The organism is Treponema parvum, assembly GCF_017893945.1.
In the GTDB taxonomy this organism is placed as follows: Bacteria; Spirochaetota; Spirochaetia; order Treponematales; family Treponemataceae; genus Treponema_D; species Treponema_D parvum_A.
In genome coordinates this window covers 2,017,631-2,029,805 of the sequence record NZ_CP054257.1, presented here as the reverse complement: position 1 = coordinate 2,029,805, position 12,175 = coordinate 2,017,631, and the positions used below count along the sequence as shown (strand labels likewise).

The window sequence follows — 12,175 nt, the reverse complement described above, 5'->3', positions numbered from 1 at the left end:
ACTATGCGTTTTTGATATAGCGCCGTGCAAAACTTTTATTGTACATATTTTGGTTTGTTTGCTAATTTGTATGACAGAGGCTGTTGCGGCAGAAGTACCGCGCGCGACAGGGATTGGAGGGGCGGCGAAGCCGTTCGTAAGCAACTGCGTTTAGCAGTTGCGTCGAATGGAGCCGAAAGGCGGAACCCCGAAAAGCCCGACGGTTTTCGCGAAGCGGAAACCGGGTCGCCCTAAAATATGTATGAAATAAAACCTAAGGAGGCTATTATGGCAAAGAAACTGGTGGCATTTTTCAGCGCGTCGGGAATAACGGCTCAAGCGGCCCGCACATTGGCGGAAACTGCAGGAGCAGATTTGTATGAAATAAAGCCGGCAGTTCCGTATACAAAAGCGGATTTGGACTGGATGGATAAAAAATCGCGCAGCACAGTGGAAATGAAAGATAAAAATTCGCGCCCCGCTATTGCGGATACCGATGCACACATCGCCGACTATGATGTAATTTTTATCGGCTTTCTGATTTGGTGGTATATCGCTCCGACAATCATCAACACCTTTCTTGAACGCTATGATTTTACCGGTAAGAAGATCGTCCTTTTTGCCACATCGGACGGAAGCGGTTTCGGGAAGGCTGTCGCCAACTTGCAGCCGAGCGCTCCGAATGCAAAAATCGTGGAAGGCAAATTGTTGAATGGACGGCTGAACAAGGATACACTTGCCGAGTGGGCTGCACGGTTTTAACGATATTCAATAGTGAGTTTTTATAAGAGGCTGATATAACTTTACAATTTTTTTAGATTACTTGAACGATGGAAAAAATATCAGTTTAGGCGAAGTATGGAAGATAAAATATGAAAAATTTTACGCTTTTATCGGCAGCTGTTTTATGTATCGGAACGATCGCCGCGGCGCAAACAAACACAGCGGCGCAAACAAATGCGGCGGCCGCCTTTAAAGTCGAAGAACAAAATTTTCAAAGAAACGGCATGAAAATATCCGGTGAGCTTTTTATCCCCGATCGCGCATTGCCCGTGCCCTTGGTTATCCTTTCGCACGGATTCGGCGGAAACCGCAGCGGCGTTAAAAGCTATGCCGAATCTTTTGCGGAACAGGGCATTGCCGCATACATTTTCGAGTTTATCGGCGGCGGCAATCATATCAAAAGCGACGGGAAAATGACGGAAATGTCGGTGCTTACCGAGGCTGAAGATTTGACGGTCATTCTCGATAACTTAAAAGCCGACGCGCGTTTTAAGGCGGAGCAAATCTTTTTATTAGGAGAAAGCCAAGGAGGATTTGTTTCGACGTATGTTGCCGCACTGCGCCCCGCCGATGTCGCGGGCTTGGTTTTATTATATCCCGCTTTTGTGTTGCATGATGACGCTCGGCGGCGCACACCTGATCCGGAACGGATTCCCGACACAATGAAGCTGCTCGGAAAAACCGTCGGGCGCATTTATAATAAGGATGCGCTGTCCTTTGATATTTATACATTGATACCGCAATATTCCGGCAAAACGCTCATCATTCACGGAAGCGCCGACTCGCTTGTGCCGCTGTCGTATTCGGAAAGGGCGGTTAAAACCTTCCCCGACGCGAAGCTCATAACGCTTGATGGCGCGGGCCACGTCTTTTACGGAAACGCGATGCGGAAAGCCGCGGAATATGCGGTAGAATTTGTACAAAGCATAATCGGCGAAAAGAGACATCAGGTTCGGTAAAAAAGTCGCCGCTTAAACGGCTTGATGAAATCAAACTGCGCGAATCTGCGGCGAGGTTGTTGATTTTTCTGTGGGCTTATGCGCCTTGAGAAGACGCTCCCATGATCTCCGCTATTGCCTGTTTTACCTTGGCGCCGCCCGGAGCGCAAGCTCTTCCTCCGAGTTCCCCTTTAACGCAGGCTTGCGCGAACCCGTCGCAGCCCGGAAATCCGCAGCCTCCGCAGTTTATGCCGGGCAAAATTGCGCGGATCTTTACGACACGTTCGTCAACCTTGACTGCAAAAATCTTTTGAAAAATCCCAAGAAGAACGCCCAATGTAAAAGCCAAAACAAAAGAGACTATGATAGTCGAAATAATGATCTTCATCCGTAAACCCCGCTACTTAATTAATCCTGAAAATCCGAGAAACGAAAGCGACAAAAAACCCGCTGCAATAAACAAAATCGGTTTTCCTTTAAGAAAATCGGGCACGGGGGCTATGTCAAGCCTTTCTCTTACTCCCGACATTACTACCATTGAAATCAAAAATCCCGAGGCGGAACCGAACGCATACACTAAAGACTGCAGGTAATTGTAGTCTTTGCTTATGCAGTTGAGCGTTATCGCCAAAACGGCGCAGTTTGTGGTTATCAGAGCCAGATAAACGCCCATCGCGCTGTAAAGCGCTGGAGCCGATTTTTTAAGATAAAATTCCACGAGCTGAACTAATGAGGCTATTACAAGGATAAATATCAGTGTTTGAAGGAATTCCAGCTGCAAAGGAACGAGTACAAAGTAGTACAATGGGTAGGTTACAGCCGTAGCCAAAATTATTACGAACGTCGTGGCGATTCCCATTCCTGTTGACTTCCCTGTGTCGCTTGTCATTCCGATAAACGGGCACAAAGCAAGGTACTGCACGAATATGACGTTATCTACCAGCATGGATTTTAAAAAGATATTCAATAAGCCGCTCATTTTGCACCGCCTTCCGCGCCGTTTGCAGCAGATTTTTTAGCCGCGGCCGCCGCAGCTTTCTTTTTGTTTTCTACGGCCTTGCTTATCGTCGCCGTGATTGCGATCATAAGCCCGAAAATTATAAATCCTCCCGGAGCCTTGCTGAACATTCCCACCGTATAGGTGTCGGGAATCAGCTTAATATTGAACAAGGTTCCGTTACCCACTAATTCACGGATAAAGGAAATGGCCACTAATACCCAAGTATAGCCTACGCCCATTCCCAAAGAATCGGATATGGAAGGAGCGACGCCGTTCTTTGATGCAAAGGATTCTACGCGTCCCATTATTATGCAGTTTACGACTATAAGCGGCAAAAATACGCCCAGCGCTTCCGATAGCGCGGGAATGTAAGCCGCAAGGATCAACTGCACTATAGTTGTAAAGGCTGCGATTATTATTATGAATATGGGCAGCCTTATGGCGTCAGGGATGAGCTTATGGAACAAACTTATGATTATTTCGCTCATCAAAAGCACGAAGGTCATGGAAAGTCCCATTCCTATTCCGTTAAAAACGCTCGTAGTTACCGCCAAAGAAGAGCATAAGCCTATCGAAAGCACCAAAAGAGGGTTTTCCTTGACTATGCCGTTTTTAAAAATACCGAAATTTTTATTCATTTGATTTCACCTCTTTTGTCAATTGCCTACGGCTTCTCCGCCGTATTTTTCGGAAAGATATGTGCCTGCGGTTATCGTCGCTTGGGACAGCAGCGCAGCTACTCCCTTTGACGTTATGGAAGATCCGCTTATAGCTTCGAATGTGGCGCCCGGCACAAATCCGTCTTTTACTTTTTTTCCGGTAAATTGCTCGTAAAAGGTTTTGCCGCTTGAAACTTTAAATGCGGGATCCCTTGCCTTTTGTCCGAAGCCGGGGGAATCGCTCAATTCAAGGAATTGAACGCCGGTTACGGTGCCTTTTAAGTCCTGTCCTACGAGGATTGTGGCCTTGTCGTAAGTGGCTCCCGTTATTTGAGTGACGGCTCCCGAAACGTTTTTACCTTTTTTGGCGATGTAAAGCGCGTCGATCACGGCGGCGCCTTCTCCGGTTTTAAAATCCGAAACCTGTTCAAAAGAATCGGCGTCGGCAAAAACCACTTTGAGTATGTCCGCCACTTTTCCCGCCTTGTTTTTTGCGATTACCGGAGAAGTTATGTTATTTATCAGCGCAAGACAAAAACAGGATGCAACCGCATAGGCTGCAAGAATCAATCCGAGTTTGATGGTTTTCATTTTTTTGCCTCCGCCTTTTTTATCCGTTTATAGCCGTACTTGCGTCCCGTGAGATTGTTCAAAAAGGCCGTAAGAGAATTCATTATGAGTATTGAAAACATTACGCCTTCCGGATATCCCCCGAATTTTCTGATCAAAAAGGTTATGAATCCGCACGCAGCTCCGAAAACGAGACGGCCGGGCTTTGTCTGCGGAGTGGTCGCATAATCGGTCGCCATAAATACCGCGCCGAAAAGCAATCCGCCTGAAAGCAAGGTCATAAGGACGTCTCCGCCTGAAAGAAAGGCTGCTAAAGACGCGGTAACAAGCATTGCGATCGTAGCTCTCCAGTCGATAACCTTTGTCGCCCAAAGAAAGACGAATGCGATTATTATCAAAAATATGCCTGTTTCGCCGATGCATCCCGCTCTCTTGCCTAAGAAAAAATTAAGATAGTCTTCTGTGCCGGCCGTAAAGTCTCCGGATTTTATTTGAGAAAGAACCGTCGCGGAACTCACGGCGTCGGTTGCAGGGTTTACCCAAACGGCTCCCATTGACGACGGAAAACTGACGAACAAAAACGCTCTGCCCGCAAGCGCCGGATTGTATACGTTCGCTCCCAATCCGCCGAAGAATCCTTTTGCAACTACGATGGAAAACAGTATCCCGATCGCCAATTGCCATAGGGGCACCATAGGCGGCAGCGTAAGGGCAAAAAGGAGTCCCGTGACGGCCGCCGAACAGTCTTTTACAGTGACTTTTTGCTTTGTTGCAAGTTGGAACAAGGCTTCAAAAGCCACTGCAAGCGCAACGGAGAGCAGCAGTCTTACCAATGCATTTACTCCATAGAGTATTACGCCGTATACCGACAGCGGAAGCAATGCGGTTAAAACTAAGCACATCAGGGTTTGCGCGTCGAGACCTTCCGAAATGTGCGGAGAAGAAGAAACCTTTAACTGAGTTAAACTTAAGTCTGCCATTATGCCTTACCTCCTGCCGGCTTTGCCGCCGATGCCCTGGCTTTTTCCTGTGCGAGCTGCCGTTTGACTATTGATTTTCCCAGACGGAGTTTTTGTACTATCGGAATGTTTGAAGGGCACACGTAAGCGCAGCAGCCACATTCGATGCAGTCCATAAGGCCGAATTTTTTTGCTTTTTCGGTATTCCGCACCTTAAGAGCTCGGACGAGCATTGCAGGGGTTAAATTCATCGGACAGGCGTCGATACACTTCCCGCAGCCGATACATCCTTTTTCTTCTTCAAGGCACAGTTCCTCTTTTGTCAAAAAAAGAATTCCCGACGTGCCTTTTTCTATAGGAAAGTCCGGAGACGACATGGCAGCGCCCATCATGGGGCCGCCGCTTAAAATCTTGACGGTTTCACCTTCTTTTATGGAAATCGCTTCAGGGATAATATCGCTTACGAGCGTTCCTACGGGTAAAAAAAGATTTTTGGGCGTAAGGCACGCTCCTCCCGAAAAGGTGAGAGCTCTCTCGATTAAGGGTTTGCCCAGCCTGAACGCATCGGAAACGGCGCATACCGTTCCTACGTTTGAAACTATGCATCCGACGTCGGCCGGCAACCCTCCCGCAGGAACTTCTCTTCCCATGCAGGTTTTTATGAGAGTTCTTTCGCAGCCTTGGGGATATTTTGTCTTTACCACCCGAACTTCAATTTCGTTCGACCTGTTTTGCTTTATGATTTCCGATTTAAGAATATTTTCCAGATCGGCTTTGTTGTTCTCGATCGCGATAACGCCGCGCGTTCCCGTTATTTTCATTACGATTGCAAGCCCGTCGATCACTTTGTGAGGAAATTCCTTCATCATCCTGTAGTCGACTGTCAAATAAGGTTCGCACTCGGCTCCGTTCAGTATAAGATATTCTACTTTTGTTCCGGGCGGAGGAGACAGCTTTACATGGGTGGGAAACGAAGCTCCGCCCATTCCGACTATTCCCGCGTCCCTTATGCGTTTTAAGGCTTCTTCACCGCTGCATTTGAACGGATCCAGCGGTTCCATGTACGAATAGTCGTTTGAACCGTCGCCTTCGATCGTAATGCACTGCACCCTTAAATTCCCTGTTACCAGATGCAGCCCTATCTCTTTTACCGTCCCTGAAACCGAGGCATGGACAGGCGCCGAAATAAATTCCTGTGAATCCGCGATCACTTGTCCTTTTACGACTTTGTCGCCCGCTTTTACGGTTGCCGCATTCGGGGCGCCGCCCATCGTAAGCGGTATTACCACAGTCTTTGACGATGGAAAAGCTTCCGTTATAGGAGAATCCTTAGACGGCTCCTTCCTCTCCGGCGGATGAATTCCGCCTTTAAATGTATACGTTTTCATATTTTGATTTTAACAAAGGATCAAAGATTCGTAAACAGATATGAATATAAAGCGCGCACAAAGTTGTCATTTTTTATTTGTTTCTGCGCTTTTGCAGGAGAGCGCCGTACATATACGGTATACGCACGGCGCACGCACGGGTTCCGTCTTTTTTTTTTTTGGGGGGGGGGGGGGGAAAGGTACGGGGTTTGCAGCGGAGCGCCGACGGCTAGGCGTTTCGGCGTAAATCGGCGCCGCGGGTTAGGAAGTCCGAATATTGAAGAGAAATGTTACTTACTTGATTTTTTATTTGTTTTAATATATAGCTTATCAGCGTGCAAAGAGCGTACTAATTCAACAGCCTCTAAAATTGACATTTTGTTCGGCTGTTGAATTTTAAGGGACAGTTTTTTCAAAAGCTGCCGACTATGATTGTAGATTGTAGGTCGTACATCCGTGTGCGGCAAATGCGGCAGGTATTATGTATTTGAAAGGGGATTTTAGATGATTAAAAGAATTAAATCAAAATTTACTGTTTTTGCGTTTTTCTTATGCGCATTGAATCTGTACGCTTATAATCCGCCGGCGGGCGGTGAAAATCTTTTCGGTATTTCAAGCCCCACCCAGCTGACGTCCGCGTCTTCCGCGGCAGGCGGCGCTTTTTTTGACGTTACGCCCGCATCCATAGCGTTTAATCCGGCGCTTCCGGCTTTTGAACAAAGGATCATGCTTGACGCAGGCTATACGGCGCTTTTTGCGTCAAAAGATCCCGACGATAAGAAATTTGCGAGTGCTTTCCAGGGCGGTTTGCTTGTCCCCACAAAATGGGGCGTGGGCGCTGCGGAAATGTACGGAGCCGTTATTCCTTTTTATGAAATGCAGGTCGGTAAGAGTTTCAACTTAAAGATGTCGGCTTCCCGCGACGTAACGGAAAAGCTCGCCGTCGGCGTGGGCCTTACGAGCGGATATTTTTACGACTATAACACTGATTTTATGATCGCCGCCGATTTGGGGTTTGTTTATAACGCGGGCGATTGCATGGGACTGAAAAATCTGCGCTATGGAATTTCTTTGCAAAATCTCGGCAAAACTTATACAAACACTACGGTGTTGGGAATAAAGGGAAAAGAAGCGGATTTTTTTCCGGGAATAGGTACTCTGCGCGTAGGCGCTGCGGCTACCGTATTTGAAAGCGAGCTTTTTTCGGGGGCATTTTCCTTGGATATGACGGTTCCGTCCGCGCAGAATTTCATACTTGACGCAGGTTTGCAGTTTATGTACAGGAATTTCTTAAAATTAAGCGGCGCATGGCAATACAACGCGCGGGAAGTGATCGAAGGCTCCGAAAGCTGGCTGCCTTCCATAGGCATCACATTTAAGTTTATGCTTGATTCTAAGAACAGCGCTTTTATGAAAGAGAAGGGCTGGCAGGAAAGCGAAGCTGCCGTAACAGGCGCATGGAAAAAGATATATGAAAACGTAAATGCGTTTTCAGGCGGAGTGACGCTCAAACTCGGCATGAAGGATACCGAAGCTCCTGAAATAAAGCTTTTTGGCGAATAAACGGAGCTGAAGGAAATTTTAACGTTATCGCCGGTTAATCCGTCGCCGCCTTAACCGGCGCTCAATTCAGATATTTGGACGGAGTTTAAAATGAAAAAAATATTAAGATGCGCCGCATGTGCGCTTTTTCTTATCTCTATCTCTTCTTACGCGTTTGCCGAAAGACAGACGGTCTATATTTCGCCTAATAACGACGGCGTGCAGGACGATCTGACAGTTCCTTTAAAGATTTACGACCGCCGGTATATAACTGCGTGGAGTCTTATAATAACCGACCGATCGGGCAAAGTTGTCCGCACGATAGGCAACAAATATGAAGTGCCTTATAAAATGGACGTAAAAGGTTTTTTTAAGCGTCTTTTTACGCCTAAGCAGGGCGTGGTGATTCCCGAAACCGTTACGTGGAACGGCGCTTTGGATAACGGAGAAACGGCTCCCGACGGAGATTATTACTACTATTTTACCGCCACGGACGACAACGGCAACGTAGGCTATTCTCCGGATATAAGAAAAACTTCGCCTAATCACGTAGTCGTAGACAATACTCCGCCGAACGTGGTTTTGGGCGAAATGAAGGATAACGATAAGATCTTCGGCGAAGGCTCTAAAGCAAAGCTTTTGATCAAGCAGTCCGGAACAAAGGAAGACGAATGGACGGCCAAATTCAAAAACGCTTCGGGCGACGAGGTTAAAACTTATCGTTGGGTCGAATCCGAGCCGCTCAATTTCAGCTGGGACGGCAAGAACGACGGAGACTCTTTTGTAGCGGACGGAGTGTATTCGTATTCGATAACGGCAAAAGACAGGGCGGGTAATATTTCAGCTCCCGTTTCAATACAGAATATAATTTACTCGGCTGAAAAACCCGTAACAAACATTACTATTCTGGGAGGAAAGTATTTTTCTCCGGGAACCGACAGTCCGATGAAGGATATCACTTTAGGCATAACGGTTCCGGTTCCGGCAAAGTCGTCCGGCAATAAACTTACGGCGTGGAACATTTCCATAATCGATGAAAAAGGGAACACTGTGGCGGAATTTGCTCCCGTTACCCCTATGGAAGTCGAAGCGCCGCCTACGGTTCTTTCCTTTGACGGTAAAGATAACGTGGGACAAAGGCTTTCAAACGGCTCATATCAGGCGAGACTTACTGCAAAATATCTGAACGGCTATGAACCTTCTCCCATAAAATCGCCTGTTTTTGTTTTGGACACTTCAAAGCCGCAGGCCGTCGTGCGCGCCGGTGACAAAATCTTTTCACCCGACGGAGACGGCGTAAAAGAGACGATAACCGTAAGCCAAATGATAACGCCTAAAACCGGGGCACCTGTTAAAAACTGGAAGGGAAAGATAGTTTCGGCTTCCGATCCTCTGCGCGTAGTCAAAGAATACGATTTGGGAGAATTCCCTCCTTCATCGCTTCAATGGGACGGAATCGATTCTAACGGCAAACTTGCCCCCGACGGCGATTATAAATTTGTTTTGAGCGCGTCCGACTTGGCCGGCAATTCCGCCGTTTATGAAACGCCTTCGGCTTTTACTCTTGACACCAGCAAAACGGAAGTAATACTTACGGCGCAAAATTCCGCATTTTCCCCCAACAACGACCGCGTAAAAGATACGATCGGTTTTTCCGTCATGTCCAAGATAAAAAGCGCCGTGGCGGCCTATGATCTTCTTATAAAAGATAATTCGGGAAAAACCGTAAGGACGGTAAGCGGTTCAAGGACGCTCCCCCAGTCGTTTACGTGGGACGGTAAGGGCGACGATGGTATAATATGCGCCGACGGAAGGTATCTTGCAGAGCTTTCGGTAAGATCGGAAAGCGGCTCCGCAGCTAAATCCGTAACCCAGCCGTTCGTTCTTGACACCAAGTATCCGTCGCTCTTGGCCGAAGTTCCGTGGACGCTGTTTTCACCCGACGGGGACGGGAAAAAAGACGTTTTACCGGTTTCGGTAAAAGATTGTACGGAGGAAGATCTTTGGACGGCTCAAGTGCTAGACGCTAATAAAAAGCCGGTGCGCTCTTATTCGTGGAAAGGAAAGATCGAAGAGTCCGGGCGGGAAGGCTTTACATGGGACGGCACGGATGAATCGGGTAACACGGTTCCGTACGGAAACTATTCTATGGTCATAAGATCGGAAGACCTTGCAGGAAACTCTTTCCGCTCCGAAATCAGTAAGATAATACCCGACGTGCGGCCGGCTCAAGCTTACGTTACCACTTCGCTTGAAGGAATTTCTCCGAACGGAGACGGCGTAAAGGATACTCAGACGTTTACCGTAAGAACGTCGCTTGCCGAAGGAATTTCTTCATGGAAATTTGACGTTAACGATGAAGCCGGAAAGACTGTGAGAAGCTGGACAGGCGGGAACGGCGCAAACCTTCCTGCAGAAATAGTTTGGGACGGTTTGACAGGCGAAGGTAAACCCGCCGAAGGAGTGATGACGGGAAGCCTTGAGATAATATACGCCAAAGGAAATGAAGTTCACGCCAAAGCTGCGGCCTTTGTTTGCACGGTAACGCCGCCTGAGCTTACGGCTTCGGTCGCTCCCGAATTCTTTAGTCCCGACAACGACGGTTCGAACGACGATCTGTTTATAAAACTCTCCGGAAAGACCAAAAGCAATCTTAAATCCTGGAGCTTTTCGATCAATGACCCGCAGAGCGGGCAGAAATTTTGGACTACCGGCGGAACTTCGGCTATAACCGAAAGAATTGTCTGGGACGGTTTGAGCAACGTATCTAAAGACTCCAAGGGTCTTGCCGAACGAGTGCAGTCCGCTATGGACTATCCCTTCGTCTTTACAGCTTCCGACGATTTGGGTATGAGTAGCACCGTAAAAGGCGTTATAGGGGTCGACGTTCTGGTTATTCGCGACGGCAACGTCCTTAAGATGGCGGTTCCCTCCATTATATTCAGGAGCGATCACGCGGACTTTAAAACGACGGCCGAAGTGGGAAAGGGCGGTTTGGATCCTGAAAAAGCTGCCAGCAACGAGCGGGTTTTAAAGCGTGTAGAAGCCATACTTTCAAAATTCAGCGATTATAAGGTTACGATAGTGGGGCATGCAAACAAGATTACGGCGTATGAAGAAGAAGAAACGCAGGACAATCCCGGTCTTTGGGGCCCTGCACTTATTCCGCTGTCACAGGCGCGCGCCGAATATGTAAAAAATTACCTTGTAAAGTTCGGAATAAGGGCAGACCGTCTTACCACGGAGGGAAAGGGAGGAACGCAGCTCGTAGCCGATTGGCAGGATAAAAACAACAACTGGAAAAACAGGCGCGTGGAATTCATACTTAATAAGTAGCTTAAAATAAAAAAGCGCTTCGGTTTGCCGAAGCGCTTTTTTTTACGCCTGCTGCAGGTTTTGAACCTGCGACACATGGATTAACAGTCCATTGCTCTACCAGCTGAGCTAAGCAAGCATATTTTTAGAATGTGATAAAAAATATACAAGAATACAAATCCTTTGTCAATAGGTTGAGTGGGGTGTTTTTTGTGGTACGACGAAAAGAAGGCTGGAATGTAATGTTGATTAGTATGCTTCTAGAAGAAGATGTAGTCAGGGAATTACAGGATTAAAAGAATTGACGAGAGGAGCAAAAAAATACAAAGGCACAAAACTACTTGATACAACATACAAATAGCTGTAGATTGTATGCAGGAGGTAGTTATATGCCTTTATTACAAGTAAGAGAATGCTCTGAGGAAATTTATAAGAAAATTTCGTATGTTGCAAAAAGCGAAAACAGAACTATAGCTCAACAAGTAGTGGTTTTATTAGAAAAGGGTTTAAATCAACACGAATCAAATGTGGAAAGACGTAAACGATTAATAGAGAAACTTGAAAAAAGACAAATTCCATCCGAAATTAAAAAAATTGATCCTGTTTCTCTCATAAGAGAGGATCGTGACAAATGATTATAGTTTTAGACGTAAGTGCCGCAATAGAAATTCTATTTCAAAGAGAAAAAGCAGATAGGTTTAAGAGCGTATATAATCAGGGTAGTTGGATCATTGCACCTGATTTATTTATAGCTGAAATTACAAATGCTTTATGGAAATATTATACGGCCGGATTAATAACCCATAAGGACTGTATTCAATACGTTCAAGATGGAATTGATATGATTGATGATTTTCTTGATGCTAAAGAACTATGGAAAGAATCTTTAGCGGAAGGAATTAAAAACAATCATTCGATTTATGATATGTATTATGCTATCTTAGCAAGAAGAAATGATGCAACGCTCATCACAAACGATGGTGCTTTAGCAAGAATTTGTGAAAAATTGTCCATAGAAATTTGTAACTAAAAAGACATCGAGCACCCGTGTCAATCATCTTGT

General features: G+C 46.5%; 12 protein-coding genes and 1 tRNA gene. 6 read left to right on the top strand and 7 right to left on the bottom strand.

Annotated elements, in window-relative coordinates; all coding sequences use genetic code 11:
- Window positions 1-267 precede the first annotated feature (267 nt).
- Together HRI96_RS08910 and HRI96_RS08905 are read left to right on the top strand one after the other, a co-directional pair.
- A complete protein-coding gene (locus HRI96_RS08910) occupies window positions 268-741 on the top strand; it encodes a flavodoxin (protein WP_210117026.1) in 474 nt (157 codons plus the stop codon).
- Window positions 742-851: 110 nt separating this feature from the next.
- The gene (locus tag HRI96_RS08905; RefSeq protein ID WP_210117025.1) at window positions 852-1,721 is read left to right on the top strand and encodes an alpha/beta hydrolase; all 870 of its coding nucleotides are present in this window, start codon (window positions 852-854) and stop codon (window positions 1,719-1,721) included.
- Between the two features lie 76 nt (window positions 1,722-1,797).
- Here the strand turns inward: HRI96_RS08905 and HRI96_RS08900 are convergent, their stop codons facing one another.
- Genes HRI96_RS08900 through rsxC form a run of 6 tightly spaced genes read right to left on the bottom strand, consistent with a single transcriptional unit; the run spans window position 1,798 to window position 6,276 of the window.
- The gene (locus HRI96_RS08900; protein ID WP_210117024.1) at window positions 1,798-2,088 is read right to left on the bottom strand and encodes an RnfABCDGE type electron transport complex subunit B; all 291 of its coding nucleotides are present in this window, start codon (window positions 2,086-2,088) and stop codon (window positions 1,798-1,800) included.
- 12 nt (window positions 2,089-2,100) lie between these two features.
- Window positions 2,101-2,679: an electron transport complex protein RnfA gene (locus HRI96_RS08895; RefSeq protein ID WP_210117023.1), complete on the bottom strand. Its 579-nt coding sequence runs from the start codon at window positions 2,677-2,679 to the stop codon at window positions 2,101-2,103.
- Entirely contained in the window at window positions 2,676-3,338 is a 663-nt protein-coding gene (rsxE, locus tag HRI96_RS08890; protein ID WP_210117022.1) for an electron transport complex subunit RsxE, read from the bottom strand. The genes HRI96_RS08895 and rsxE overlap by 4 nt, the downstream gene beginning before the upstream one ends.
- Window positions 3,339-3,356: 18 nt before the next feature.
- Window positions 3,357-3,950 carry an RnfABCDGE type electron transport complex subunit G gene (locus tag HRI96_RS08885; RefSeq protein WP_210117021.1) on the bottom strand — a complete coding sequence of 198 codons (594 nt, stop codon included), beginning with the start codon at window positions 3,948-3,950 and terminating at the stop codon, window positions 3,357-3,359.
- On the bottom strand, window positions 3,947-4,909 hold the full coding sequence (locus HRI96_RS08880) for an RnfABCDGE type electron transport complex subunit D (protein ID WP_210117020.1): 963 nt from the start codon (window positions 4,907-4,909) through the stop codon (window positions 3,947-3,949). The genes HRI96_RS08885 and HRI96_RS08880 overlap by 4 nt, the downstream gene beginning before the upstream one ends.
- Window positions 4,909-6,276, bottom strand: a complete 1,368-nt coding sequence (gene rsxC / locus HRI96_RS08875) for an electron transport complex subunit RsxC (RefSeq protein WP_210117019.1) — start codon at window positions 6,274-6,276, stop codon at window positions 4,909-4,911. The genes HRI96_RS08880 and rsxC overlap by 1 nt, the downstream gene beginning before the upstream one ends.
- Before the next feature lie 483 nt (window positions 6,277-6,759).
- Between rsxC and HRI96_RS08870 the strand changes: the two genes are divergently transcribed.
- Together HRI96_RS08870 and HRI96_RS08865 are read left to right on the top strand one after the other, a co-directional pair.
- Complete coding sequence (locus HRI96_RS08870; RefSeq protein WP_210117018.1) at window positions 6,760-7,818, top strand: hypothetical protein; 1,059 nt, start codon at window positions 6,760-6,762, stop codon at window positions 7,816-7,818.
- A gap of 90 nt (window positions 7,819-7,908) precedes the next feature.
- Window positions 7,909-11,133 (top strand): FlgD immunoglobulin-like domain containing protein, encoded by a 3,225-nt coding sequence (locus tag HRI96_RS08865; protein WP_210117017.1) that lies wholly within the window; start codon window positions 7,909-7,911, stop codon window positions 11,131-11,133.
- 45 nt (window positions 11,134-11,178) lie between these two features.
- Here the strand turns inward: HRI96_RS08865 and HRI96_RS08860 are convergent.
- A tRNA-Asn gene (locus HRI96_RS08860) sits at window positions 11,179-11,251 on the bottom strand.
- A 250-nt stretch (window positions 11,252-11,501) separates the two neighbouring features.
- Between HRI96_RS08860 and HRI96_RS08855 the strand changes: the two genes are divergently transcribed.
- A complete protein-coding gene (locus HRI96_RS08855) occupies window positions 11,502-11,747 on the top strand; it encodes a ribbon-helix-helix domain-containing protein (protein ID WP_210117016.1) in 246 nt (81 codons plus the stop codon).
- Window positions 11,744-12,142, top strand: coding sequence for a type II toxin-antitoxin system VapC family toxin (locus HRI96_RS08850; RefSeq protein WP_210117015.1), 399 nt, complete (start codon window positions 11,744-11,746; stop codon window positions 12,140-12,142). Before HRI96_RS08855 ends, HRI96_RS08850 begins: the two co-directional genes overlap by 4 nt.
- Window positions 12,143-12,175 lie beyond the last annotated feature (33 nt).